This is a genomic window from Streptomyces sp. NPDC029044 (assembly GCF_040637495.1).
In the GTDB taxonomy this organism is placed as follows: Bacteria; Actinomycetota; Actinomycetes; order Streptomycetales; family Streptomycetaceae; genus Streptomyces.
The window spans coordinates 144529-169219 of record NZ_JBEZWN010000003.1 but is presented as its reverse complement, the minus strand read 5'-3'; the positions used below and the strand labels follow the sequence as shown (position 1 = coordinate 169219).

Annotated in this window: 21 protein-coding genes, 1 tRNA gene and 1 pseudogene; 8 read left to right on the top strand and 15 right to left on the bottom strand. The window is 71.4% G+C overall.

The window, feature by feature from the left end; all coding sequences use genetic code 11:
• Positions 1-2 precede the first annotated feature (2 nt).
• From AB0E85_RS04255 to AB0E85_RS04240, 4 genes are all read right to left on the bottom strand, one after another.
• Positions 3-872 carry a Cof-type HAD-IIB family hydrolase gene (locus tag AB0E85_RS04255; RefSeq protein ID WP_361922207.1) on the bottom strand — a complete coding sequence of 290 codons (870 nt, stop codon included), beginning with the start codon at positions 870-872 and terminating at the stop codon, positions 3-5.
• Positions 873-983: 111 nt separating this feature from the next.
• Entirely contained in the window at positions 984-1886 is a 903-nt protein-coding gene (locus tag AB0E85_RS04250; protein WP_361922205.1) for an LLM class flavin-dependent oxidoreductase, read from the bottom strand.
• Between the two features lie 83 nt (positions 1887-1969).
• Positions 1970-2518 carry an RNA 2'-phosphotransferase gene (locus tag AB0E85_RS04245; protein WP_361922203.1) on the bottom strand — a complete coding sequence of 183 codons (549 nt, stop codon included), beginning with the start codon at positions 2516-2518 and terminating at the stop codon, positions 1970-1972.
• Between the two features lie 143 nt (positions 2519-2661).
• Positions 2662-4419, bottom strand: coding sequence for an SDR family oxidoreductase (locus AB0E85_RS04240; protein WP_361922201.1), 1758 nt, complete (start codon positions 4417-4419; stop codon positions 2662-2664).
• 168 nt (positions 4420-4587) lie between these two features.
• On the opposite strand from AB0E85_RS04240, the gene AB0E85_RS04235 reads away from it, so the two are divergent.
• The 6 genes from AB0E85_RS04235 (at position 4588) to AB0E85_RS04210 (ending at position 8777) form a co-directional block, all read left to right on the top strand.
• The gene (locus AB0E85_RS04235; RefSeq protein ID WP_361922390.1) at positions 4588-5556 is read left to right on the top strand and encodes an ABC transporter ATP-binding protein; all 969 of its coding nucleotides are present in this window, start codon (positions 4588-4590) and stop codon (positions 5554-5556) included.
• Positions 5546-6463, top strand: coding sequence for an ABC transporter permease (locus AB0E85_RS04230; RefSeq protein WP_361922200.1), 918 nt, complete (start codon positions 5546-5548; stop codon positions 6461-6463). The genes AB0E85_RS04235 and AB0E85_RS04230 overlap by 11 nt, the downstream gene beginning before the upstream one ends.
• A complete protein-coding gene (locus AB0E85_RS04225; RefSeq protein WP_361922198.1) occupies positions 6460-7371 on the top strand; it encodes an ABC transporter ATP-binding protein in 912 nt (303 codons plus the stop codon). The genes AB0E85_RS04230 and AB0E85_RS04225 overlap by 4 nt, the downstream gene beginning before the upstream one ends.
• 9 nt (positions 7372-7380) lie before the next feature.
• Positions 7381-8100 carry an ABC transporter permease gene (locus tag AB0E85_RS04220; protein WP_062927848.1) on the top strand — a complete coding sequence of 240 codons (720 nt, stop codon included), beginning with the start codon at positions 7381-7383 and terminating at the stop codon, positions 8098-8100.
• A 99-nt stretch (positions 8101-8199) separates the two neighbouring features.
• Positions 8200-8409 carry a hypothetical protein gene (locus tag AB0E85_RS04215; RefSeq protein ID WP_361922196.1) on the top strand — a complete coding sequence of 70 codons (210 nt, stop codon included), beginning with the start codon at positions 8200-8202 and terminating at the stop codon, positions 8407-8409.
• A gap of 281 nt (positions 8410-8690) precedes the next feature.
• Positions 8691-8777 (top strand) — tRNA-Ser (locus tag AB0E85_RS04210).
• Between the two features lie 21 nt (positions 8778-8798).
• Here AB0E85_RS04210 and AB0E85_RS04205 read toward each other — a convergent pair.
• The 9 genes from AB0E85_RS04205 to AB0E85_RS04165 form a co-directional block, all read right to left on the bottom strand.
• Positions 8799-9617 (bottom strand): HAD family hydrolase, encoded by an 819-nt coding sequence (locus tag AB0E85_RS04205; RefSeq protein ID WP_361922194.1) that lies wholly within the window; start codon positions 9615-9617, stop codon positions 8799-8801.
• Positions 9614-10891, bottom strand: a complete 1278-nt coding sequence (gene serS / locus AB0E85_RS04200; RefSeq protein ID WP_033309842.1) for a serine--tRNA ligase — start codon at positions 10889-10891, stop codon at positions 9614-9616. Before serS ends, AB0E85_RS04205 begins: the two co-directional genes overlap by 4 nt.
• 519 nt (positions 10892-11410) lie before the next feature.
• Positions 11411-12343, bottom strand: a complete 933-nt coding sequence (gene pheA / locus AB0E85_RS04195; protein WP_361922191.1) for a prephenate dehydratase — start codon at positions 12341-12343, stop codon at positions 11411-11413.
• A 62-nt stretch (positions 12344-12405) separates the two neighbouring features.
• Positions 12406-13695 carry an iron uptake transporter deferrochelatase/peroxidase subunit gene (gene efeB, locus AB0E85_RS04190; RefSeq protein ID WP_361922189.1) on the bottom strand — a complete coding sequence of 430 codons (1290 nt, stop codon included), beginning with the start codon at positions 13693-13695 and terminating at the stop codon, positions 12406-12408.
• A gap of 6 nt (positions 13696-13701) precedes the next feature.
• Positions 13702-15780 (bottom strand): copper resistance protein CopC, encoded by a 2079-nt coding sequence (locus AB0E85_RS04185; protein ID WP_361922188.1) that lies wholly within the window; start codon positions 15778-15780, stop codon positions 13702-13704.
• A gap of 13 nt (positions 15781-15793) precedes the next feature.
• Positions 15794-16273: a copper chaperone PCu(A)C gene (locus AB0E85_RS04180; RefSeq protein ID WP_361922186.1), complete on the bottom strand. Its 480-nt coding sequence runs from the start codon at positions 16271-16273 to the stop codon at positions 15794-15796.
• On the bottom strand, positions 16270-16923 hold the full coding sequence (locus AB0E85_RS04175) for an SCO family protein (protein WP_361922184.1): 654 nt from the start codon (positions 16921-16923) through the stop codon (positions 16270-16272). Before AB0E85_RS04175 ends, AB0E85_RS04180 begins: the two co-directional genes overlap by 4 nt.
• Before the next feature lie 90 nt (positions 16924-17013).
• Entirely contained in the window at positions 17014-17757 is a 744-nt protein-coding gene (locus AB0E85_RS04170; protein WP_361922182.1) for a YcnI family protein, read from the bottom strand.
• A gap of 115 nt (positions 17758-17872) precedes the next feature.
• Complete coding sequence (locus tag AB0E85_RS04165) at positions 17873-18691, bottom strand: hypothetical protein (protein ID WP_361922180.1); 819 nt, start codon at positions 18689-18691, stop codon at positions 17873-17875.
• Between the two features lie 244 nt (positions 18692-18935).
• On the opposite strand from AB0E85_RS04165, the gene AB0E85_RS04160 reads away from it, so the two are divergent.
• Entirely contained in the window at positions 18936-19400 is a 465-nt protein-coding gene (locus AB0E85_RS04160) for an ATP-binding protein (protein WP_361922178.1), read from the top strand.
• A 61-nt stretch (positions 19401-19461) separates the two neighbouring features.
• On the opposite strand, the gene AB0E85_RS04155 is transcribed toward AB0E85_RS04160, so the two are convergent.
• Positions 19462-22455: a glycine--tRNA ligase gene (locus AB0E85_RS04155; RefSeq protein ID WP_361922176.1), complete on the bottom strand. Its 2994-nt coding sequence runs from the start codon at positions 22453-22455 to the stop codon at positions 19462-19464.
• Positions 22456-22536: 81 nt separating this feature from the next.
• Between AB0E85_RS04155 and AB0E85_RS04150 the strand changes: the two are divergent.
• Positions 22537-23094 (top strand): annotated as a pseudogene (locus tag AB0E85_RS04150) (hypothetical protein); the annotation flags it as partial.
• Positions 23095-23154: 60 nt separating this feature from the next.
• Here AB0E85_RS04150 and AB0E85_RS04145 read toward each other — a convergent pair.
• On the bottom strand, positions 23155-24636 hold the full coding sequence (locus AB0E85_RS04145) for an aminopeptidase P family protein (RefSeq protein WP_361922175.1): 1482 nt from the start codon (positions 24634-24636) through the stop codon (positions 23155-23157).
• Positions 24637-24691 lie beyond the last annotated feature (55 nt).

Here is a 24691-nt window from a genome sequence, read left to right as displayed (position 1 = left end):
GACTACGGCAGTTCCGTCAGCAACTGCTCGATCACGACCGCCACCCCGTCCTCGTTGTTCGCGACCGTCCGGCCCGAGGCGGCGGCGATCACGTCCGGGTGGGCGTTGCCCATCGCGTACGACCGGCCCGCCCAGGTCAGCATCTCGACGTCGTTCGGCATGTCGCCGAAGGCGACGACCTGCTCGTGCGAGATGCCGCGCTCGGCGCAGCACAGGGCGAGGGTGCTGGCCTTGGACACTCCGGGGCCGCTGATCTCGAGCAGGGCGCTGGGGCTGGAGCGGGTGACGTTGGCACGGTCGCCAATGGCGAGGCGGGCCAGGGTCAGGAAGGCGTCGGGGTCGATCTCGGGGTGGTAGGCGAGGATCTTCAGCACCGGCTCCGCGGCGGCCGGGTGGTCCGGGCCCAGCAGTTCCTCGGCCGGGGCGAGGCTGTCCGGTATCTCCATGTGCAGCTTCGGGTACGCCGGCTCCTGGTAGAAGCCGTACGTCTGCTCCACCGCGTACACGGTGCCCGGCGCCGCGTCGCGCAGCAGGCGTACGGCGTCCAGGGCGTTCTCCCTGGCCAGCTCCCGCACCTTCACGAACCGGTGGGCGCCCGGGCCGCCGTGCAGGTCGACCACGGCGGCGCCGTTGCCGCAGATGGCCAAGCCGTGGCCGTGCACGTGGTCGCTGACGACGTCCATCCAGCGGGCCGGGCGGCCCGTGACGAAGAAGACCTCGATGCCCGCCGCCTCGGCGGCGGCCAGCGCGGCGACCGTGCGCGGGGACACCGACTTGTCGTCGCGCAGCAGGGTGCCGTCGAGGTCGGTGGCGATCAGCCGCGGCGGGAGGGTCTCGGCCGCGGTCTCGGGCTGTCGGGTCGCTGAGGTCACCCGGCCATTGTCCCGCACATGCCTGCACGGGCGTGCGGGGCTCCGCACAGGTGAGTGGATACCGCCCTGATACCGCCCTGACCAGAGGCTCCCCTGCCCGTCCGTCGACGCTCAGCGCAGCTGCGCCGGCGCCTCCATCGCGATCTGCTCGAAGACCTTCTCCTCCGTCGCGAACGGCGAGTCGGCGATCGGCCAGTGGATCACGATCTCCGTGAAGCCCAGCTCCGCATGCCGTCCGGCGAAGTCCACGAACGCGTTCAGGGACTCCAGCGGGCCGTTTCGGTCCGGTGTGAAGCCGGTGAGCAGGATCCGGTCGAGGCCGGTCATGTCCCGGCCGACCTCGGCACAGATGTCGTCGAGCCTCTCCGCCTGCCCGCGAATGGCCTGAATCGACTGTTCGGGCGTGCCGTTCTCGAACAGTTTCGGGTCGCCGGTGGTCACCCACGCCTGGCCGAACCGGGCGGCGAGCCGCATGCCCCGCGGACCGGTCGCGGCCACCGCGAACGGCAGCCGGGGCCGCTGCACACAGCCGGGGATGTTCCGGGCCTCGTGGGCGGAGTAGTAGTCACCCTCGTACGACACGGCGTCCTCGCTGAGCAGCCGGTCGAGCAGCGGGACGAACTCGGCGAAGCGGTCCGCTCGCTCGCGCGGTGTCCACGGCTCCTGGCCGAGCGCGGTGGCGTCGAAGCCCGAGCCGCCCGCGCCGATGCCCAGGGTGACCCGCCCTCCGGAGATGTCGTCGAGGGAGATCAGCTCCTTGGCGAGCGTCACGGGGTGCCGGAAGTTCGGGGAGGTCACCAGGGTGCCCAGCCGCAGCCGGTCGGTGACGCTCGCGGCGGCCGTGAGGGTCGGCACCGCGCCGAACCACGGGCCGTCCCGGAAGGTGCGCCAGGACAGGTGGTCGTAGGTGTAGGCGGTGTGGAAGCCGAGCTGCTCCGCGCGCGTCCAGGCCGCGCGGCCGCCTTCGTGCCAGCGGCGGTACGGGAGGATCACGGTGCTCAGGCGCAGACTCATGAGATCGAGCCTAAGGGAGGCCGGTGGGCCGCCCGTGTTTCACGTGAAACCAGTCACCCTGAGTGTCCGGTCACACCACTCGGTCAGTGCGGCCCGGGGAAGCGCAGGTAGTGCGGCGGGACGGCCTGGGTGAGCCACACTCCGTTGGCGCTGACGTGGAAGACGTGGCCGTCGGCGTGCATCGCGGACGCGTCCACTCCGAGTACGACCGGCTGCCCGCGGCGGGCTCCCACGCGGGTCGCCGTATCCCGGTCGGGCGAGAGATGCACGGCGTGCCGGTTCATCGGACGGAGACCTTCGGCCCGGATCGCATCCAGGTTGCGGGCGACGGTGCCGTGGTAGAGGTGCGCGGGCGGGGTCGCCGACGCCAGCCCGAGGTCGACGTCCACGCTGTGGCCCTGGCTGGCGCGGATCCGGGTGCCCTCGACGGCGAAACGCCGCTTGTCGTTGGTGGCGACGACATGGTCCAGTTCGTCGCGGGTGAACCGGAAGCCGTGCGCGGTGGCTGCGGCGATCAACGTGTCGATCTCGACCCAGCCGGCCTCGTCGAGCGTGAGCCCGATGCGTGCGGGCTGGTGGCGCAGATGCTTCGACAAGTACTTCGACACCTTCACGGTGCGTCTTTCGTCCATCTCCCCAGGGTGCGGGAGAGATGCGCATCACGCGATCGAGTTTCACCCCGGCGGTTTGATCCACAGCCAAATATGGTTATCCACAGGGGAAGGGGTGGTTCTGTGGACAACTGCCCCTCACTGCGGGGACATTGGGCCTCGCTTCACACCGGCGGCTTCAGCCGCGCGATGCTCCGCAGTGCTCCCGGCGCCCACCGTGACAGCCAGCGCGCACCCCGCGCTTCCGCTGTCACCGGCACCACCGCCTCGTTGCGCGTCACCGCCCGCAGGATCGCACGGGCGACCTTCTCCGGCGGGTAGTTGCGCAGCCCGTACAGACGGGCGGCGCGCTTCTGCAGCCGCTTCTCCTCCACGGCGTCGACTCCGGCGAAGTGCGCCGTCGAGGTGATGGCCGTGTTGACGAACCCCGGGCACACCGCCGTCACACCGATCTCCTGACCCGCCAGCTCCGCCCGCAGGCATTCACTGAGCATCAGCACGGCCGCCTTGGAGGTGCTGTAGGCGGGCAGCGCCCGGGACGGCTGGTACGCCGCGGCCGAGGCCACGTTGACGATGTGGCCGCCCTGCCCGCGCTCGGCCATCCGCCGGCCGAAGAGCCGGCAGCCGTGGATGACACCCCACAGGTTGACGTCCAGGACCTTCTTCCAGTCCTCCGGCGTGGTGTCGAAGAAGGAGCCGGACAGTCCGATCCCGGCGTTGTTCACGAGGACGTCCACCACTCCGTACTCGGTGGTGACCTTCTCGGCGAGCTTCTCCATGGACTGCTCGTCGGAGACGTCGACCGTCTCCGCCCACGCCTCGGGGGCGCCCAGCAGGCGGGAGTTCTCGGCGGTGCGGACCGCCGCCGAGGCGTTGCGGTCGACGGCCACCACGCGCGCTCCTGCCGCGGCGAACGCGAGCGCCGTCGCCCGCCCGATGCCGCTGCCCGCCCCGGTGACCAGCACGAGCTGCCCGCCGAACCGCTCGGCGTGCTCACCGCTCGCCGTCACCGTCGACCGGCTGCCCTCGACGGACGTCACGAACTCGTCGATCCAGCCGGCCAGCTGGTCCGGGCGGGTGCGCGGGATCCAGTGTCCCGCCTGGACCGTCCTGCGGGTCAGCTGCGGAACCCACTGCTCCAGATCATCGTGGAGCCGCTCCGAGAGGAACCGGTCCTCCAGGGGCGTGATGATCTGCACGGGCGCGTGGGCGTGCGCGTCCGGGCGGGGCGTGCGCAGCCGGGGCCGGACGTTGTCCCGGTACAGCCAGGCCCCGTGGGCCGCGTCCGACGGGAGCGACGCGGTGGGGTAGTCGCCCAGCGGCACCTTCTCGACGCGCTCCAGCATCCGCGGCCAGCGCTTGCCGAGCGGGCCGCGCCAGGCCAGCTCGGGCAGCGCGGGCGTGTGCAGCAGATACACGTACCAGGACCGGGCACCCTGCCCGAGCAGCTGGCCGACCCGGCGCGGGGTGGGCCGCTTCACGCGCCGGGCGATCCAGTGGCCGAAGTGGTCGAGGGACGGCCCGGACATCGAGGTGAAGGAGGCGATGCGTCCCTCGGTGCGCTGCACGGTGGTGAACTCCCAGGCCTGCACCGATCCCCAGTCGTGCCCCACCAGGTGCACCGGCGCGTCCGGACTCACCGCGTCCACGACGGCCAGGAAGTCGTCGGTCAGCTGCTCCAGCGTGAAACCGCCCCGCAGCGGCCGCGGCGCCGTCGACCGGCCGTGGCCGCGTACGTCGTAGGCCACCACGTGGAAGCGTCCGGCGAGCCGCCCTGCGACCTCGGACCACACCTCCTTGCTGTCGGGGTAGCCGTGCACCAGGACGACCGTCGGCCGCCCCGGATCACCCATCTCGGCCACGCACAGCTCGACTTCGCCGGTCCGCACCCAGCGCTCCCGCGCGCCCGTCAGCAACGTCATCCGGCGAATCTGGCAGTTGTTAGAGAGTTCGTCAATAGGGGCTTCCCGGGCGTGGTAACTCCGGAGGACCAGCTCCCCTAGGGGCCCGTAATACTCAGGGCTGATCCCAAGACAGCTCTGCGGAGTGACGACCGCCACGCGCACGGCCCCTACCTTCGAAGGGTGACTGTGATCGCGACCGAAAGCCTGAGCAAGCGGTTCCCCCGGGTGACCGCGCTTGACCGGCTCTCCGTGGACGTCGGACCCGGTGTGACCGGACTCGTCGGAGCCAACGGAGCCGGCAAGTCCACACTGATCAAGATCCTGCTGGGTCTGTCCCCCGCCACCGAGGGCCGCGCCGAAGTGCTCGGTCTCGACGTCGCCACCGACGGCGCCGCCATCCGCGAGCGTGTCGGCTACATGCCCGAGCACGACTGCCTGCCGCCGGACGTCTCGGCCACCGAGTTCGTCGTCCACATGGCGCGCATGTCGGGCCTGCCGCCCACCGCCGCGCGCGAGCGCACCGCCGACACCCTGCGCCACGTCGGGCTGTACGAGGAGCGCTACCGCCCCATCGGGGGCTACTCGACCGGCATGAAACAGCGCGTCAAGCTCGCGCAGGCCCTCGTCCACGACCCGCAGCTGGTCTTCCTGGACGAGCCGACCAACGGCCTCGACCCGGTCGGCCGCGACGAGATGCTCGGCCTGATCCGCCGCATCCACACCGACTTCGGCATCTCGGTCCTGGTCACCTCCCACCTCCTCGGCGAGCTGGAGCGCACCTGCGACCACGTCGTCGTCGTCGACGGCGGCAAGCTCCTGCGCTCCAGCTCCACCACGGACTTCACGCAGACCACCACGACCCTCGCGATCGAGGTCACCGACACCGACGAGCACCCGGACGGCACCCGCGCGGTCCGCGAGGCGCTGCACGCGCGCGGAGTGACCGCCGAGGACGGCAGCGGCCTGCCGGGCGCCGGCCACGTCCTGCTGCTCACCGCGCAGGGCGAGGAGACGTACGACCTGGTCCGCGACGTGATCGCGGACCTCGGACTCGGCCTGGTGCGCATGGAGCAGCGCCGGCACCACATCTCCGAGGTCTTCACCGGCAACGACGAGCGCGAGCAGCGGAAGGAGGCGGTCGGCCATGGCGGTTGAGCACTCCACGGGGACATCCGCCCCGGCACCGGGCGACCAGACCCGCATCCACAACATCGGCTACCGCAGCTACGACGGCCCCCGCCTCGGTCGCGCCTACGCCCGCCGCTCCCTGTACTCGCAGTCCCTGCGCGGCTCCTACGGCCTCGGCCGCTCGGTGAAGTCCAAGGTGCTGCCGATGCTGCTCTTCGTGGTGATGTGCGTGCCCGCGGCCATCATGGTCGCCGTCGCGGTCGCCACCAAGGCCAACGCCCTGCCCCTGGACTACACGCGCTACGCGATCGTCATGCAGGCGGTCATCAGCCTCTACGTCGCCTCGCAGGCGCCCCAGTCGGTCTCGCGGGACCTGCGCTTCAAGACCGTGCCGCTGTACTTCTCGCGGCCCATCGAGACCGCCGACTACGTCCGTGCCAAGTTCGCGGCACTGGCCTCGGCGCTGTTCATCCTCACCGCGGCGCCCCTGCTCGTTCTCTACGTGGGCGCGCTGCTGGCCGAACTCGATTTCGCCGACCAGACCAAGGGATTCGCACAGGGGCTGGTCTCCGTGGCACTGCTCTCACTGCTCTTCGCCGGAATCGGCCTGGTCATCGCCTCCTTCACCCCGCGCCGCGGCTTCGGCATCGCCGCCGTGATCGCCGTGCTGACCATCACCTACGGCGCGGTCTCCACCCTCCAGGCCATCGCCGACGCCCAGGGCAGCGGCGACGCCGTGCCGTGGATCGGGCTGTTCTCGCCGATCACGATCGTCGACGGTGTGCAGTCCGCGTTCCTGGGCGCGACGTCCGCCTCCCCCAGCGGGGTGGGCCCGAGCACCGCCGAGGGCGTCGTCTACGTCTTCGTCGCCCTCGGCCTCATCGCGGCGAGCTACGGCATCCTGATGCGCCGCTACAAGAAGGTGGGACTGTGACCACGCTCAACATCGACCACGTCTCCCGCTGGTTCGGCAACGTGGTCGCCGTCAACGACATCACCATGACCATCGGCCCCGGCGTCACCGGCCTGCTCGGCCCCAACGGCGCCGGCAAGTCCACCCTCATCAACATGATGGGCGGCTTCCTGGCCCCCTCCACCGGCACGGTCACCCTCGACGGCCAGGCCGTGTGGCGCAACGAACAGATCTACCGGCACATCGGCGTCGTCCCCGAGCGGGAGGCGATGTACGACTTCCTCACCGGCAAGGAGTTCGTCCTGGCCAACGCCGAGCTGCACGGGCTCGGCGCCAAGGCGGCCCAGAAGGCGCTCGCCACGGTCGAGATGGAGTACGCGCAGGACCGCAAGATTCAGACGTACTCCAAGGGCATGCGCCAGCGTGTGAAGATGGCCAGCGCCCTCGTCCACGACCCGTCGCTGCTCCTGTTGGACGAGCCGTTCAACGGCATGGACCCGCGCCAGCGCATGCAGCTGATGGACCTGCTGCGCCGCATGGGCGACGAGGGCCGCACGGTCCTGTTCTCCTCCCACATCCTCGAAGAGGTCGAGCAACTCGCCTGGCACATCGAGGTCGTCGTCGCCGGCCGGCACGCCGCCAGCGGGGACTTCCGCAAGATCCGCCGCCTGATGACCGACCGGCCGCACCGCTACCTGGTGCGCTCCAGCGACGACCGCGCCCTCGCGGCCGCGCTGATCGCCGACCCGTCGACGTCCGGCATCGAGGTCGACGTCGCCGAGGGCGCGCTGCGCATCCAGGCCGTCGACTTCGGCCGCTTCACGGCCCTTCTGCCGAAGGTCGCCAGGGACCACGGCATCCGGCTGCTCACGGTCTCGCCGTCCGACGAGTCCCTCGAGTCCGTGTTCTCGTACCTGGTCGCGGCGTAGGAGGCCCTGATGTACGACCCCACAGTCGCCCGGCTCACCTACCGGGCCCTGCTCGGCCGGCGCCGGGCCCTCATCCTGGGCGCTCTGCCCCTGCTGCTGATCGTGATCGCCGTGGCGGTGCGCGGCCTGGCCGGGGCGGACGACCAGACGGCGTCCGACCTGCTGGGCGGCCTCGCCCTCGCCACGATGGTGCCGATCATCGGCGTCATCGCCGGAACCGGCGCGATCGGCCCGGAGATCGACGACGGCTCGGTGGTGTACCTGCTGTCCAAGCCGATCAAACGGCCGACCATCATCTTCACCAAGCTGATCGTCGCGATCGCGGTGACCATGGTGTTCTCCGCGGTGCCGACGCTCATCGCCGGCTTCATCCTGAACGGCAACGGCCAGCAGGTCGCCGTCGCCTACACGGTGGCCGCCCTGGTCGCGTCCATCGCCTACGCGGCCCTCTTCCTGCTGCTCGGCACGGTCTCGCGGCACGCGGTGGTGTTCGGGCTGGTCTACGCCCTGGTCTGGGAGGCCCTGTTCGGTTCCCTGGTACCGGGTGCGCGCACGCTGAGCGTCCAGCAGTGGTCGCTGGCGGTGGCTCAGAAGGTGTCCGGCGGGGACCTGGTCTCCTCGGACGTGGGGCTGACCACGGCCACGGTGCTGCTGGTGGCGGTCACGGTGCTGGCCACCTGGTTCGCCGGACAGAAGCTGCGCTCCCTGACGCTCGCCGGCGAGGAGTGACGTGCCCCGGCCTTGACCGGGGCTTCACCTCAGTCCGGTGACACTGGGCGAACGGATCACAGGGAATCACAACGGGAGTCGGACGGCCGGGAGGGCGGGATGGCGAGCGAGAAGGACGACTTCGAGGACGTCGTACTGGACGAGGACTTCATACGCTCCGCCGGGTCTTCCGAGCCGTCCGCCCGGGCGCGGATGCTCGCCGCCAAGTGGCGGCGAGAGGAACCTCAGCCGCAGCCCTGGCGCTCCGACGAGCCGCCTGCGGGCTGGTTCTTCAGCAAGTCCCGGCGGCGCAGATGGCGCAGGAAGTAGCCGCACCACCGCGGATCCCACCGCCGATTTAATCGGTGGCGCCCTCTTCACCCGGCGGGCACAGTGGATGTCGTCACGGCCGGGCGAGGAGCCCGGCGCCACGGTCGGGGAGAGGAGCGGGACGATGTCCATGCACGGCAGTACGTCCAGCTCCCTTCAGGGCAGCCCGCGGCGGGATCCGGAGTAGTCGCTACCCTCCGTCGAACCCGCCCCACACGGGGAGCTGCCCGGGGCGGCCGCTTCGAGCACGCGAATCGCACATCGCGTGAGGCCGCCCACCCGGAGGATTGGCCGAGTGGTAAGGCACTGGCTTGCTAAGCCATGGTCGGGTCGAAAGGCCCGCGCACGTTCGATCCGTGCATCCTCCGCCGCGCACACGCTACGAAGGCTCAGCCCAGCAACCGCTCCAGCACCACCGCGATGCCGTCCTCGTCGTGGGAGGACGTCACCTCGTCGGCCACCGCCTTCAGTTCCTCGTGGGCGTCTGCCATGGCGACGCCGTAGGAGGCCCAGGCGAACATCGGTACGTCGTTCGGCATGTCGCCGAAGGCGATCGTGTAGGCCGCCTTCATCCCGAGCCGGCGGGCCGCCAGGGACAGGCCCGTGGCCTTGGACAGACCCAGGGGGAGAAGCTCCACGATGCCCGCGCCCGCCATCGTGACGGTGACGAAACCGCCGGCGGTGCGCGTCGCCACCTCGCACAGCTCGTCGTCGGAGAGCGTCGGGTGCTGGATGTACAGCTTGTTCAGGGGCGCGGTCCACAGGTCGGACGCGTCCGTGAAGGGCGTGGCGGGCAGGCTGCCGTGGACCGCGTAGCCCGGGCCCACCAGCACCTCGCCGTCCAGACCGTCGCGGCTCGCCGCCAGGTGGAGCGGGCCGACCTCCGCCTCGATCTTGGCCAGCGCCACCCCGGCCAGCTGCCGGTCCAGCGTCACCGACGTCAGCAGCCGGTGCGCGCCGGCGTCGTAGACCTGCGCGCCCTGGCCGCAGACGGCCAGACCCTGGTAGCCGAGGTCGTCGAGGATGTGCCGGGTCCACGGGACGGCACGGCCGGTGACGACGATGTGGGCGGCGCCCGCCGCGGTGGCCGCGGCGAGCGCGTCACGGGTGCGCGGCGACACCGTGTCGTCGGAGCGCAGCAGCGTCCCGTCGAGATCGGTGGCGACGAGCCGGTACGGGAAGGCGCCCGGGGAAGCCGTGTCGCTCACTTGGCCACCGGCTCCAGGACCTCCCGGCCGCCCAGGTACGGACGCAGCACCTCGGGCACGCGCACCGAACCGTCGGCCTGCTGGTGGTTCTCCAGGATCGCCACGATCGTGCGCGGGACGGCGCACAGCGTGCCGTTGAGCGTGGCCAGCGGGCGGACCTGCTTGCCCTCACGGACGCGGATCGACAGACGGCGGGACTGGAACTCGGTGCAGTCCGACGTCGAGGTCAGCTCGCGGTACTTGCCCTGGGTCGGGATCCACGCCTCGCAGTCGAACTTGCGGGAGGCCGAGGCACCGAGGTCGGCGCTCGCCACGTCGATCACGCGGTACGGCAGCTCCAGCGAGGTCAGCCACTGCTTCTCCCACTCCAGCAGGCGCTGGTGCTCGGCCTGCGAGTCCTCGGGGGCGACGTAGGAGAACATCTCGACCTTGTCGAACTGGTGCACGCGGAAGATGCCCCGGGTGTCCTTGCCGTGCGAGCCGGCCTCGCGGCGGAAGCAGGGCGAGAAGCCCGCGTAGCGCAGGGGGAGGCGGTCGGCGTCGAGGATCTCGTCCATGTGGTACGCCGCGAGCGGCACCTCGGACGTGCCGACCAGGTAGAGGTCGTCGTCGGCGAGGTGGTAGACGTCCTGCGCGGCCTGGCCGAGGAAGCCCGTGCCCGCCATGGACTGCGGACGCACCAGCGCGGGGGTCAGCATCGGGGTGAAGCCGGCCGCGGTGGCCTGCGCCATCGCCGCGTTCACCAGGGCCAGCTCCAGCAGCGCGCCCACGCCCGTCAGGAAGTAGAAGCGCGAGCCGGAGACCTTGGCGCCCCGCTCGACGTCGATCGCGCCGAGGATCTGGCCGAGCGCCAGGTGGTCCTTGGGCTCGAAGCCCTCGGCGGCGAAGTCGCGGATCGTGCCGTGCGTCTCGAGCGTGACGAAGTCCTCCTCGCCGCCCACGGGCACGTCCGGGTGGACGAGGTTGCCGAGCCTCTGGAGCAGCTCCTGGGTCTCGGTCGCGGCCGCGTCGCGGTCCGCGTCGGCCGCCTTGACGTCCGCGGCGAGCTGGCCCGCCTTCTTCAGCAGCTCCGCCTTCTCGTCACCGGCCGCCTTGGGGATGAGCTTGCCGAGTGCCTTCTGCTCGGCGCGCAGCTCGTCGAAGCGGACGCCGGACGACCTGCGCCGCTCGTCGGCAGACAGGAGGGCGTCGACGAGCGCGACGTCCTCTCCACGGGCGCGCTGCGAAGCGCGCACACGGTCGGGGTCCTCACGGAGCAGGCGAAGGTCAATCACGCGCCCAAGGCTACCGGTGTGGGGTGACCGCCTACGACTCACTATTGCCGGTGTGGCATACGTACCGTTATGGGCGAATTACGTGCAGTGTCAATAAAACGGCCCCCTGTCCCCGACGCGAGGCATCCGGCGGGCGTCGCATTGACGTGAATCCCTTGCGACAAGGGGCACTTGGCCTTGAGTTGTCCACAGGAATCCACACCCCTCGCAGAGTTATCCACAGGCTGTGTGGAAGATCTGTGGACTTCGGAATTGATCACTCCGGACGACTCGGTCACCCCTCGGAATTCCCTCCGCAAACCCGCTTTACCCTCACTTTCGAGTGGAAACGGGTCACCCCTAAGAGTTACGCAAGGGAAAACGGTGGACGAAGGGTGACCTGCCCCTTGATGGCCCCATCAAGGGCCTGTAGGGCGATTTGTCGACTGACCCATGCTTCCTTGTCGACTTGTCCCCAGGTCGAGAAGCGGACCTGTGGAAAACTTCTGTGGATAACGACAATCAGCAGGTACGACCGGCCTAGAAGCGGCCGTCCTGGCACCGCGCGACCCAGTCCGCCGCCGCCATGAACTCGTCGTCGGAGGTCCCCAGGCGCGGCGGCTGCACATCCTCCGGACGCACCTCCGCGCGCGGGTAGGAGCCGAGGTAGCGCACCTGGAGGCAGATCCGCTTCAGACCCATCAGGGCGTCGGCCATCCGGCGGTCGGAGATGTGGCCCTCGGCGTCGATGCAGAAGCAGTAGTTGCCGATACCCGCGCCGGTGGGCCGGGACTGGAGCAGCATCAGGTTGATGCCGCGGGTGGCGAACTCGCCCAGCAGGTCGCGCAGGCCGCCGGGGTGGTCGTCGCGCTGCCACAGCACGATCGAGGTCTTGTCCGCGCCGGTCGGCGCCGCGGGCCGGGCGGGCCGGCCGACCAGCACGAACCGCGTCTGGGCGTTCTCCGCGTCGTGAATCCCGGTCTCCAGGGCCTCCAGACCGTAGCGGGCGGCAGCGAACTCACCCGCGAAGGCGGCGTCGTACTGGCCCTCCTGGACCAGACGGGCGGCGTCCGCGTTCGAGGCGGCCGACTCCCAGTGCGCGTCGGGGAGGTGCTTCTTCAGCCAGTTGCGCACCTGCGGCTGCGCGGCCGGGTGGGCGGAGACGGTCTTGACGTCCGACAGCTTCGTGCCGGGCCTGACCAGCAGCGCGAAGGTGATCGACAGCAGCACCTCGCGGTAGATCATCAGCGGGGCGCCGGCGACCAGCTCGTCCAGGGTGGTGGTGATGCCGCCCTCGACGGAGTTCTCGATCGGCACGAACGCGGCCTCCGCCTCGCCGGCACGCACCGCGTCGAGGGCGGACTGGACGGACACGTACGGGACGAGTTCACGGGTGGCGGCCTCGGGAAGCGTGCGCAGGGCGACTTCGGTGAAGGTGCCCTCGGGACCGAGATACGCATAGCTCGCTGGCATGACCTCACCCTAATGGGCTTGCGGAAGCGCCATCCCCCACAAGCCCGTACAGGGCCCGCGTCTCATCCCTCCAGCAACGTCTGCCCCACGTACTCGCCCTCCGCGGCCCCGCCAGGCACCGCGAACAGCCCGCTGGACTCGTGCCGGATGAACTGCGACAGGGCGTCGCCGCGGTCGAGCTTGCGCTGTACCGGCACGAAGCCGCGCAGCGGATCGGCCTGCCAGCAGATGAAGAGCAGACCCGCGTCGGGCACCCCGTCGGTGTCGATGCCGTCGTGGAAGGAGAACGGCCGGCGGAGCATCGCCGCGCCGCCGTTCTGGTCGGGCCGGGTGATGCGGGCGTGGGCGTTGATCGGGACGACCAGGTTGCCCTTGGCGTCGGTCTTCTCCAGGTCCATCGCGGTCGTCTCCGTCCCTCCGGACAGCGCCGCCCCGTCGGACTTGCGGCGCCCGATCACGTCCTCCTGCGCCTTGCCGGAGAGCTTCTCCCAGTCGTCGAGGAGCATGCGGATGCGGCGTACGACGGCGTAGGAGCCGTTCGCCATCCAGGCCGGTTCGCCCGTCTCGGGGACGAAGATGCGCTGGTCGAAGTCGGCCTCGCTCGGCTTGGGATTGCGGGTGCCGTCGATCTGGCCCATCAGGTTGCGGGCCGTCATCGGGTGGGAGGTGGCGCCCGGGGAGCGGTTGAAGCCGTTCATCTGCCAGCGCACCGTGGCGGCCCGGCCCGCGTCCTTCTGGATCGCACGCAGGGCGTGGAAGGCGACGAGGGCGTCATTGGCGCCGATCTGCACCCAGAGATCGCCGTTGCTGCGGTTCTTGTCGAGGTGGTCCGAGGAGAACTCGGGCAGCGGGTCCAGGGCGGTGGGGCGCTGCTTCTCCAGGCCCGTCCGGGCGAAGAAGCTGTGGCCGAATCCGAAGGTGATGGTCAGCGACGAGGGCCCGGCGTCGCGGGCCACGTCGGTGTCGTCGTGAGGGCTCGGCTCGCCCGCCATCAGCCGCCGGGCCGTCTCCGACCAGCGGCGGAGCAGGGCGGCGGCCTCCTTGCGCCCGGCGCCCGCCGCCAGGTCGAAGGCGACGACGTGGCCGCGTGCCTGGAGGCCGTCGGTGATGCCGGGCTGATGTTTCCCGTGAAACATCGCCCGGTCGGTACCGAGCGAGGTGAGCGGAGCCGCGGCTTCGGAGGGAGCGGCGGCGTAACCCCCGGCGGCGCCGGCCGTGCCGAGGACGAGCCCGGTGGCACCGGCGGTGCCGAGCAGCCGCCGCCGGGAGATGCCCTCGTGGGCGGCGGCCGCTTCCCGCTCCCCCGGGGTGGCCTCGGGGGTGCGGGCCTTCGGAAGGGACTGGTCAGGCATGGTCGTTCAGCCGATCTGCGCGTTCTTGGAGACGGTCACCTCGTCGATGTCGGAGGTCCGCACGGTCACGTCGACCTGCCAGTCGCCGGCCATGGGGATCTGCACTCCGTTCGCCGACCAGTGTCCGGTAGCGATGTGGTCGGGGACGACGGGCAGGGGCCCGAGGTCCTTGGCTTTGAGGGTGAACTCGACCTTCACTTCGGGGATGTCGAAGGCCCGGCCGTTGGGCCGCTCCACGAAGACGTGCATCTCGTTGTCGCCGACGCGCGCGGGGTCGAGGTCGATCGTGACGATGCCCTTGCCGTCCTCGCCGCCGGTGTCGAACGGCATGTTCAGGGTCAGCGCCCCGGACGCGCCCGTGTCGGACGAGGCGGCCGCGGAGGACGAGGAGGCCGCCTTCGCCTCCTGCTCGGTGCGCCCCGGCTCGGTCTGCGTCAGCACGGTGGTGACGGCGAGGAGCACGACCGCGATGCCGGCCTCGGCCAGTACGGAGCGCCGTAGCCCGAAGCGGTTCGGGTCCGCGTCCCGCATCCGCTTCTGCCGTGCGGCGTCCCGGGCGGCCTGCTGCCGGGCGAGCTGCGCGGCACGTTCGGTGCCGGGACGCTCGCCGGAGCCGGAGCCGGAGCCGGAGCCGGAGCCGGAGCCGGAGCCGGAGCCGGAGCCGGAGCCGGAGTCGGAAACGGAGTCTGAGTCGGAGTCGAGGTCGCGCTCGCCTGCGGCGGGGGCGTCTCCATCGCCGGTGGCATCGGTGGCATCGGTGGCATCGGTGGCATCGGCGGCCACGTCACCGGCGGTCCCGGTCCCCGCGCCGACCCGCTCCTTCTCGCGTACCGCCGCTGCCTCCACCGGCGCCGTCTCCGCCAGCCGGCCCGTCCACCGGCGCGAGATCCACGCGACGCCGACCATGACGACGACGAGGCCGATCTTGGCCAGCAGCAACTGGCCGTAGCGGGTGTCGGTGAAGGCCGACCAGGAGCCGAGCTGGCGCCAGGACTGGTACGTGCCGGTCGCGATCAGGACGAGGACGCTGCCGAAGGCGATCTGGGAGAAGCGGCGCACGGCGGGCCGGTCGACGGGCGTGCCCGCGGGCGCGCGGTACAGGGCGACCAGGAGCGCGCCCAGTCCGCCGAGCCAGGCGGCGACGGCCAGCAGATGGAGCACGTCGACCGGCATGGCGATGCCCGCCTGGAGGCCGACCGAGGCGTGCTCGGACATCGCCCAGCTCGCCGCGAGCCCGGCCGCCACGACGACGCCGCCGACCGAGAGCCCGAAGGTCAGGTCCCGCTTCTCCTGGGCGTCCTCGCGCTTGTCGTACGCCCCGAACAGCACGGCGATGAACAGGGCCGCCGCGGCGAGCAGCAGCAGCCGGGACACCAGGGCCGCGCCGCTCTTGGTCTGGAGCACCTGCCCGAGCAGGGACAGGTCGAAGATGTCGGAGACCTTGCCGGAGCCCGTGAAGGAGCCGCGCAGGAGCAGCAGGGCGAGGGTCGACGCGGTGAGCGCGACCCACCCGGAGACGACGAACCGCTGCACCGGCCGCACCCCGGAACCGCGCCGCCAGCAGGCGAGCACGAAGGCGGCACCGCCGGCCATCACGATGAACCCGGCGTACGACACGTAGCGGCCGAAGCCGTACAGCCAGCCCACGACCCCGTCGTCGGCCGACTCCCCGGAGACCGAAACGGACGTCTTGGAGGGGGCGCCGATGGAGAAGGTGAAGGCGCCGGCGACGGGATGGCTGTCCGCCGAGACGACGTGGTAGGCCACGGTGTAGGTGCCGTCGGGCAGACCCGAGTGCAGCGGCACGGCGTACGTCGTGCCGCTGACGTTGGAGGGCTTGCCGGTGTCGACGCGCTTGCCCTCGGGGTCGAGTACGCGCAGCGAGTCGTCGGACATCGCGACCTGCTCGGAGAAGGTGAGCGAGATCCGGGCCGGGGCCTTGTCGACCACCGCCCCCTGCCCGGGGTCGCTGCCGGTCACCGCGGCGTGCGCGGAGGCCGGTCCGGCTCCGGCGAGGAGTGCGCAGGCCGCGGCCAGGAGCAGCAGCACCAGTGTCCGGACGCGGGGGGCGATGGTCAGCGTCACAGTGGTCCCTCCCTCAGTGTCCGGTCTTCGGGGTGTAGGTCGCCGGCTTGACCGGGATCTCGACCTTCACGGGATCGGAGTGGGCGAAGTGCAGCTCGACGGAGACCGTCTGGCCTTCCTTCGGCTTGCGCTTGAGCTGCTCGAACATCAGGTGGTCGCCGCCGCTCCGCAGCTCCAGCCGGCCGCCCGCGGGGATCTTCAGACTCTTGACCTCCCGCATGGCTCCGTCGACGGTCTCGTGGACGGTGACCTGCCCGGCGATGTCGCTGGTGACCGAGGTCAGGTCGTCGGCGGCACCGCCCTTGTTGGTGACGGTGAGGAAGCCCGCCGCCATCTCGTCGGACACCGGCTGCGGCATGTACGCGGAACCGACGGAGAGTTCCGCCTTCCCGGAGCCGCTGCCGCCGGAACCGCCCGAGTCCGAGCCGCCGCAGCCCGCGAGGGCCAATGCTCCGGCTATGACGAGGGCTGCCGGGCCCGTTCGCCGCCTCACGGGTTCTCCCCCTTGACGATCTTGGGGAGGTCCTTGCTGTAGTCGTCGACGGTGGCGTCCTCGCCGTAGAGCACATAGCCGCCGTCGGTCTTCGGGGAGAACGCGATGACCTGGGTGCCGTGCTCGGAGACGAGCTTGCCGTTCTTGTCCTTCGTGGTCGGCTCGATGGAGATGCCGAGGGTGCGGGCGCCGGCCTGGATGGTCGCGAAGTCGCCGGTGAGGCCGACGAAACTGGAGTCGATGCCCTTGAGCCACTTGCCGAGTTCGGCCGAGGTGTCGCGCTTGGGGTCGGTGGTGACGAACACCACGCGCAGCTCGTCCTGCTCGGCCTTGGGCAGCTGCTTCTTGGCGACGGCGATGTTGTTCATCGTCAGCGGGCAGACGTCGGGGCAGTGGGTGTAGCCGAAGTAGATCAGCGTGGGCTTGCCCTCGGTCTCCTTGCGGAGGTCGTACTTCTTGCCCTGCGTGTCGGTGAGGACCAGGTCCGGCTTCTCGAACGGCTTGTCGAGGACGGTGGCGGCCTTGTCGGTACCGGCCTCCTCCGACACCACGGCGACGGGCTTGTTGCTGTCGTCGCCGCTGCCGCAGGCGGTCAGGGTCAGGGAAGCTGCGGCGAGCAGTACGGTCGCCGCGAAGGTCTTGGTGCGCATAGAAAGATGTCCCAGATGTCGGTGACCCGGCGCGCACCGGGGCGCCCCGCCCGGGGCGGGATCCGGCGCGCGCCGTCAACGGAAGCAGCCTCAGGCGGTGGTGCGCCGGCGCCCGGCGAGCACGCCGTAGGCGACACCGGCCGCGCCGACCACGATGCCGACGACGCCCAGGACGCGGGCGGTGGTGTCGGTGCCGTCGGAGGAGGCGGAGTCGGAGGCGGCGGTGTGGGCGGAGGCCTTCTCGGCCGACTTGGCGTCGGAGTCCTCGTCGGCCGCCGAGCCGTGGTGCCCGTTCTCGGAGGCCGCGGACAGCTCCAGCACAGGGGCCGGGTTGTCGGGCTCCTCCTGGCCCTTCTGCGGCACCTCGATCCAGCGGACGACCTCCTTGTTGGAGTACGTCTGCAGGGCCTTGAAGACCAGCTGGTCGGTGTCCTCGGGCAGCTGGCCGACGGAGAGCGGGAACTTCTCGAAGTAGCCGGGTTCGATGCCCTTGCCGTCGGCGGTCCAGGTGACCTTGGTGACGGCCTCGGTGATCTTCTCGCCGTGCATCTCCAGCGGCTTGTCCAGCTTGGACTTGGTGACCTCGATCTTCCAGCCGGGCATGGGCTCCGGCATGACGGAGGCCAGCGGGTGGTCGGTCGGGAAGGTGACCTCGAGCTTGGTGGTCGAGGCGTTGTCACGCTCGTTGGGGACCTTGAAGTCCACGACCGCGTAGCCGCCCTTGGCGGCCGTGCCCTCGGGCTGCACGGTGACGTGCGCGAAGGCGGGGGCGGACAGGGCGAGGACGGTGATACCGGCGGCGGCACCGGCCGCGGCGATACGGGAAGCCTTCATGGAAGGAGCACTCCGCTGTGATTCGGTCTGGATGTGGAAGGAGGGGTGCGCACGCGCGGGACGCACGACGGCGGCCCCTCCTCCGCGGGAGCGGAGTGGTGGTGGTCGCGTCGCGTCAGGCGGCGAGGACGAGTGCGGCTGCGGAAGCCGTGGCGGTCGGCGGGCCGCGCCGGATCACCGAGTGCTGGAGTGCCAGGGTGCGGGGCATCGGGGGCGCGGGCCGCGCGGCGCACGCCGGTCGGGAGCGGACCTCGGGGGCTGCCGGGAGCCCGGCGCGCAGGGCGCAGACCAGCGCGAGAGCGGCCCGCAGGGAGCGCATGAGGGCCCCCTCGGCGACTCCGTGGGCCGACAGTTCGGTGAGCCGCAGCAGCGCCAGATCGCCGTGGCGCAGCAGCCATCCGGCGGCGAGCGCCGCAAGCACGTGGCCGAGCAGCATCGGCAGGGACGGCCACAGCGATGCGGACTCGGACAGGGTGTCCGCGGGCAGATGTGTGTGCGCCCCCGGAGACGGCTGGACCCGGGCTTCGGCGAGGATCCTGTGGGCCTGCGCCGGGCTGATCGCCGCCGCTGTCGTGCCGCACACGAACCGGGCGGCCTGCTGGACCAGCGCTGCGTCGCTTCCTCCCGCCGGCACCGAGGACGTGACGGCGGCCGTACCGTGCTGGCCGAGGCCGAACAACATGTGCAGCACCGTCTGGCCGACCGCGAGCATCCCGGTGATCCCCGCCAGCGAGCGCACGCGCCCGGCGAGCGGAGCCGCTACCGCGGCCACCCCGAGGAACCCGGCGCCCAGCGTCCACAGCGGAATGCCGTCGCAGGAGGCGAGCGCATGACCTGCCCCGGCCAGCACGACGCAGACCGCGGCGAACACCGCGGCCCGCAGGATCCGGAGCGTGTGTCCGGAGCGCGTCGCGCGCGCGTGGGGGGCAGTCATGGCGGGCTCATCATCGCACTGGCCCCGCAGGCCCCGTGCGGCAGGTCCACAAGATGCCCTACGACCGGAACGTCATGCTCTGGCCCCGCACGCCCCCGGATGCGCCGGTGTCTGCCCCCACATACACCGATCAGGACCAGCGCGCATCCGCCGTATGGGCGGCGTCACGTCAACTTCACGCTTACACACGGGCACTGAGGGCAATACGTAACGGTATGTCGAGCCGCAGCCAGGAGGCTGGAGCATGAGCATCTGGTGGTCACTCCATCTGCGGCGCGAGGCTGCGAGCGTGCCGCTCGCCCGCCGTCTGCTGATCGGCACGATGGAGACCGCGGGCGTCGACCCCGACATCTCCTACGACCTTTCCGTCGCCCTCAGTGAGGCGTGCGCGAACGCCGTGGAGCACGGCGGGGACACGGGGCGTGGCCCCGGCTCGGAGGCGTACCGGGTCACCGCCTACCTCGACGGCGAGAAGTGCCGGATCGAGGTCGCCGACGCGGGGCCGGGGTTCCCCGCGGCCTCCGCCGGGCGGTCCCGTCCGCAGATCCGCCCCGCGCACTCCGACGCGGAGAACGGCAGGGGGCTGTGTCTCATCGAGGAGCTCGCCGACCACGTCCACATCGGCAACAAGCCGGGTCGGGGCGGAGCCGTGGTGAGCTTCGACAAGGTCCTGAAGTGGCGTTCCGACGCACCGCTGATGGCGGTCTGACCTGCCCGGCGGGGCGGTGTTTCACGTGAAACACCGCCCGTGACCGGTCCGGTGGGCGTCCTTACAGCGCGCCCCAGTCCAGCGTCGTACGCGCCAGCCCCGCCACCTCCGTCAGCAGCGCCAGCCGCGCCGCCCGGACCGCCGGGTCGGGGTCCATGACCAGCACCTCGTCGAAGAAGGCGCCGACGGCCTCGACCAGCGGGGCGGAGACCTCGATCAGCGCGCCGAGATCGTCCTCCCGGCCCTGGAGCGCCTGCCGCACGGCCTGTGCGCTCTCGGCGAGACGCAGTTCCGCGGGCGCGGTCAGCAGGGACGCGTCCGCCGCCTCGACACCGCCCTCGGGCAGGATGCGCACCACTCGCTGGAACGCGGCGGCGAGCGCCTCGAACGCCTCGCTGCCGACGTGCCCCTCCAGCGTGGCCAGCGTGCGATCGCCGTGGGCGGGCCGGTCGGCCCACACCAGCACGGCTTGGACGAGCCGGTGTTCGTGCCCGGCGTCGGTGAGCTGCTGCTCATAGCGCCGGGTGATGAGCTCGGCGGCCTCGGCGACCCGCTCGGCGGGCACCTCGACGCCCTGCGCGGCATACCGTACGGCCGCCGCGCGCAGCCCCTCGCTCACCCGCACCCCGGCCACGGCGGGCAGGCTCCGCAGCACGTTGAGCAGCCCGATCGCGGCCCGGCGCACCCCGTACGGGTCGGAGCTCCCGGTCGGTGCGGCGCCGATCAGGAACATGCCCGTCACCAGGTCGAACCGGTCGGCCAGGGACAGCACGGCGCCCGCGTCCCCGGCGGGCAGGGTGCCACCGGCGGAGCGGGGCAGCTCCATCTCGGCCAGCGCCCGGGCGACCTCGGTGGACTCCCCGGCCCGGCGGGCGTACTCCTCCGCCATGACCCCGGCCAGCCCGGAGAACTCGATCACCATCTGCGAGGCCAGGTCGAACTTGGCCAGCGCACCGGCCCGCCGTACGACCTCCACCGACTCCTCCGGGAGCCCGGCCCGCCCGGCCAGGTCCTGGGCGAGGGAGGCGAGCCGGACCGCGCGGTCGGCGACGGTGCCCAGCCGGTCCTCGAAGGTCAGCTTGTCCAGACGCCGCCGGAACTCCTCCGGCGCCACCTTCAGGTCCGCCCGCCAGAAGAACGCGGCGTCCTCGTAACGGGCCCGCAGCACCGCCTCGTTACCGGCCCGCACCACGTCGTCGTCGCACAGGGCGTTGGCGAAGGTCACGAAGTGCGGGATGAGCCGCTCCCCGTCCAGCACCGGCAGATAGCGCTGGTGCTTGCGCATCACGGTGGTCAGGACGCTCGCGGGCAGTTCGAGGTAGCGCTCGTCGAACGAGCCCCGCACGGCGTACGGGAACTCCAGGATGTCGGTGATCTCGTCGATCAGCCCGGCCTGGCCCTCGACGTCGATGCGCCCGCCCACCTCGGCGGCGGCCTCCAGGGCACCGCGCACGACCGCGCCGCGCCGGGCCTCGCGGTCGAGCAGGATGCCGTGCATGTGCAGGAAGTGCGGATAGCCCTCGGCGGAGGTCACCCGGACCTCCGGGTAAGGGGCCTGCCGCTGCACCCGCGTCGTGTCGCTCGCGGAGAGGGAGGAGACCACCACGGGCAGGGGAGTACGGCCGAGCAGCGCGAGCAGCCAGCGCACGGGACGCGAGAACGACAGTCCGGGATCGCTCCAGCGCATGTTGCGCCCGGCCCGCAGCCCGGAGACGACCTCGGCCAGCAGGTCACTGAGCACCTCGACGGCCGGGCGGCCCTCCTCGTGCCGGGTCAGGGCCACGTACTCGACCCCGTTGACCTCGACGATCCGCACGTCCGTCGGCTCGGCGCCCTGGCTGCGGGCGAAACCCAGCAACGCGGGGGTGGGCGCGCCGTCCTTGAAGGCGGCGGCCACCTTGGGCCCGCGCACGGTCCGCATGGTGTCCCGCTCGCGCGGCTGCACCCCGTCGACCGTGATCACGATCCGGCGGGGCGTGGCCATCACGGTGATCGCGCCGTGCCCCAGCCGGGTCGCGGCGAGCTTGGCGGTGACCGACTCGCGCACCGCTTCCGTGGTGGCGGGGACGTCGGCGTAGGGCAGTTCCTCCACGCCGATCTCGAACAGCAGCGTCTCGGCGCCGGGCACCTTGGGGAGCACGGCCCGCTCGGCCGGAGCCGGGGCCGCCGCCCGTCCGAGCGGATGCTCCAGCGCGGCCCGCCGCCGCTCCCACAGTTTGGCCGTCTCATGCGTCAGGCCGCGCATCAGCGAGAACGCCTTGGCGCGCTCGGTGGTGCTGATCGCGCCGCGCGCGTCGAGCACGTTGAAGGTGTGGCTGCACTTCAGCACGTAGGTGTACGCGGGGACGGGCAGTTCCAGGTCCAGCAGGCGCCGGGCCTCGGCCGCGTACGACTCGAACAGCCGGTGGTTGGTCTCGATGTCGGCGTCGTCGAGGTAGTAGCGGCTCATCTCGTACTCGTTCTGCCCGAACACCTCGCCATAGGTGATGCCCGGCGCGTACGCGATGTCCTTGAAGTGCGACACGCCCTGAAGGTTCATCAGGATGCGTTCGAGGCCGTACGTGATCTCCACGGACACCGGGTCCAGGGCGACACCGCCGACCTGCTGGAAGTAGGTGAACTGGGTGATCTCCATGCCGTCCAGCCAGACCTCCCAGCCCAGCCCCCAGGCGCCGAGGGCGGGCGAGGCCCAGTTGTCCTCGACGAACCGCACGTCGTGGGCGTTCAGGTCGACACCCAGGGCGCGGAGGCTGCCCAGGTAGAGCTCCTGCGGGTTGCCCGGGTCGGGCTTGAGGATCACCTGGAACTGGGTGTGGGTCTGGAGCCGGTTGGGGTTCTCGCCGTAGCGCGAGTCGTCCGGCCGCACGCTCGGCTCCACGTAGGCGACGCTCCACGGCTCGGGACCGAGCACCCGCAGTGCCGTGGCCGGGTTGGCCGTACCCGCTCCGACCTCGGTGTTCAGCGGCTGCGTGATCATGCAGCCGTTGTCGCTCCAGTACTTCTGCAGGGTGAGGATGGCGTCCTGCATGGTCAGCGCCGTCGATACGTTCTTCATGGTGATCGCGCCCGTTCCCCGAGTCGGCCCGGCAAGGTCGGTCATGATCTCATACGTCAACTAGCGCTGACCTGCTGTTTCTTGACCGACCGGTCGGACACCCCGCCGTCGACGCCCTGGTCGGCCGGCCGGCCGGCGCCGGCGCCCAAGCCGGGCCTGCCCGACCCGCGCGACCTGACGTCCCGCGCGACCTGACGACCCGGTCATCCGCCGGGACCACGGCGCGCCCTGTGCTGGTCGACGAGGGCCCTGCTGCCCGGCCTCACGGCGATGGCCGCCACGGCCCGCGCACCGGCGCACCCAGCGCCCGGCTCCGGGCGGACCCGGGCGCGATCGGCCGCTCCACGGAACGCACGGTGGCGCTGACGGGCGGCGGCCACCGCTGCGCCCTGTGGGCGCTCGGGTTGCTGGTGGCGGCCGCGGCGCTGCGACCGGGAGCCGGACCGGCCGCCACGACGGCTCTGGCCGAACCACTGGCCGCCCACCCGGGCCTGGGGTTCGGTGGCGCCCTGGCCGCGGGCCGCGGCAACGCGGCCGGCCACCGAAGGGCTCAGCGCCCTGGACACCGAGCTGACCAACCGTGCCTGGAGTCCGAGCGGAAGCACCTCTCTCCTGGCAGGCGCGCTGTTCCTGGACGCCCCGGGTTGGCCAGGGGCGCGGGGAACTGCGCGACCAGCCCCCACGCACCCGCACCGGGACTCAGCCCTTGACGGACGCCATCCAGGCCTCGACCTCATCCGACCGCCGGGGCAGCGCGGCGCTCAGGTTCCGGTTGCCGTCCTCGGTGACGAGAATGTCGTCCTCGATCCGCACCCCGATACCCCGGTACTCCTCCGGCACCGTCAGGTCGTCCGCCTGGAAGTACAGCCCGGGCTCGACGGTCAGGCACATCCCCGGCTCCAGGACACCGTCGACGTACGCCTCGACCCGCGCGGCAGCACAGTCGTGCACGTCCATGCCGAGCATGTGCCCGGTCCCGTGCAGGGTCCAGCGGCGCTGGAGCCCGAGCTCCAGTACCCGCTCCACCGGCCCCTCGACGAGCCCCCACTCGACGAGCTTCTCGGCCAGCACGCGCTGCGCGGCGTCGTGGAAGTCGCGGTACTTCGCACCCGGCTTCACCGCAGCGATCCCGGCCTCCTGGGCCTCGTACACGGCGTCGTAGATCTTGCGCTGGGTCGCGTCGAACCGCCCGTTGATCGGCAGCGTGCGGGTGACGTCGGCCGTGTAGTACGTGTGCGTCTCCACGCCCGCGTCGAGCAGCAGCAGCTCGCCCGAGCGCACGGCCCCGTCGTTGCGCACCCAGTGCAGTGTGCAGGCGTGCGGTCCGGCGGCGGCGATCGTGCCGTAGCCGACGTCGTTGCCCTCCACGCGCGCGCGGAGGAAGAACGTGCCCTCGATGTACCGCTCGGAGGTCGCCTCGGCCTTGTCGAGGACCTTCACCACGTCCTCGAAGCCGCGCACGGTCGAGTCGACGGCCTTCTGGAGCTCGCCGATCTCGAACTCGTCCTTGACCAGGCGCGCCTCGGAGAGGAAGACCCGCAGCTCCTCGTCGCGCTCGGCGGTGACCTTGTCGGTCAGGGCCGCCTCGATGCCGGCGTCGTAGCCACGCACGACCCGCACCGGCCCGGTGGCCTCGCGCAGGGCGCCGGCCAGCTCACGCACGTCGGAGGCGGGGATGCCGTACAGCGTCCCGGCCTCGGTGAGGGAGTGCCGGCGTCCGACCCACAGCTCGCCCTGGCCGTCCAGCCAGAACTCGCCGTTCTCGCGGTCGGAGCGCGGCAGGAGGTAGATCGTCGCCTCGTGGCCCTCACCCGCGGGTTCCAGGACCAGGACGCCGTCCTCGGTCTGGTTGCCGGTGAGGTAGGCGTACTCGACGGAGGCGCGGAAGGCGTACTCGGTGTCGTTCGAGCGGGTCTTCAGGTTGCCCGCGGGGATCACCAGGCGCTCGCCCGGGAAGCGCGCGGAGAGCGCGGCCCGGCGGGCGGCGGTCTCGGCGGCCTGGGCGATCGGCTCCAGGTCGCGCAGCTCGGTGTCGGCCCAGCCGCTCTTCATGTTCTCGGCCAGCTCGTTCGACACGCCCGGGTACAGTCCGTTCTTCCGCTGCTTGATCGGCTCTTCGCTCTCGTCCGGGCCCGCTGCGTCAGCAGAATCAGGCACTGCCGGGGTGAGCTCCTCCGCCACGGTCATCCTCCTCGATACGGCACTGGACCGTCCTCCACTGTACGGCGGCGCGGAA

Bases quoted from the DNA above. Each gene is read 5' to 3' on its own strand.
- AB0E85_RS04240 (WP_361922201.1), bottom strand. From the start codon at position 4,419: ATGACGTTGCTGACGGGCGCGCGGGAGCGCTGGGTGCGGACCGGCGAA.
- AB0E85_RS04165 (WP_361922180.1), bottom strand. From the start codon at position 18,691: ATGACTGCCCCCCACGCGCGCGCGACGCGCTCCGGACACACGCTCCGG.
- AB0E85_RS04245 (WP_361922203.1), bottom strand. From the start codon at position 2,518: ATGGACGAAAGACGCACCGTGAAGGTGTCGAAGTACTTGTCGAAGCAT.
- AB0E85_RS04250 (WP_361922205.1), bottom strand. From the start codon at position 1,886: ATGAGTCTGCGCCTGAGCACCGTGATCCTCCCGTACCGCCGCTGGCAC.
- AB0E85_RS04215 (WP_361922196.1), top strand. From the start codon at position 8,200: ATGGCGAGCGAGAAGGACGACTTCGAGGACGTCGTACTGGACGAGGAC.
- AB0E85_RS04160 (WP_361922178.1), top strand. From the start codon at position 18,936: ATGAGCATCTGGTGGTCACTCCATCTGCGGCGCGAGGCTGCGAGCGTG.
- AB0E85_RS04170 (WP_361922182.1), bottom strand. From the start codon at position 17,757: ATGAAGGCTTCCCGTATCGCCGCGGCCGGTGCCGCCGCCGGTATCACC.
- AB0E85_RS04155 (WP_361922176.1), bottom strand. From the start codon at position 22,455: ATGAAGAACGTATCGACGGCGCTGACCATGCAGGACGCCATCCTCACC.
- AB0E85_RS04175 (WP_361922184.1), bottom strand. From the start codon at position 16,923: ATGCGCACCAAGACCTTCGCGGCGACCGTACTGCTCGCCGCAGCTTCC.
- AB0E85_RS04220 (WP_062927848.1), top strand. From the start codon at position 7,381: ATGTACGACCCCACAGTCGCCCGGCTCACCTACCGGGCCCTGCTCGGC.
- pheA (WP_361922191.1), bottom strand. From the start codon at position 12,343: ATGCCAGCGAGCTATGCGTATCTCGGTCCCGAGGGCACCTTCACCGAA.
- efeB (WP_361922189.1), bottom strand. From the start codon at position 13,695: ATGCCTGACCAGTCCCTTCCGAAGGCCCGCACCCCCGAGGCCACCCCG.
- AB0E85_RS04230 (WP_361922200.1), top strand. From the start codon at position 5,546: ATGGCGGTTGAGCACTCCACGGGGACATCCGCCCCGGCACCGGGCGAC.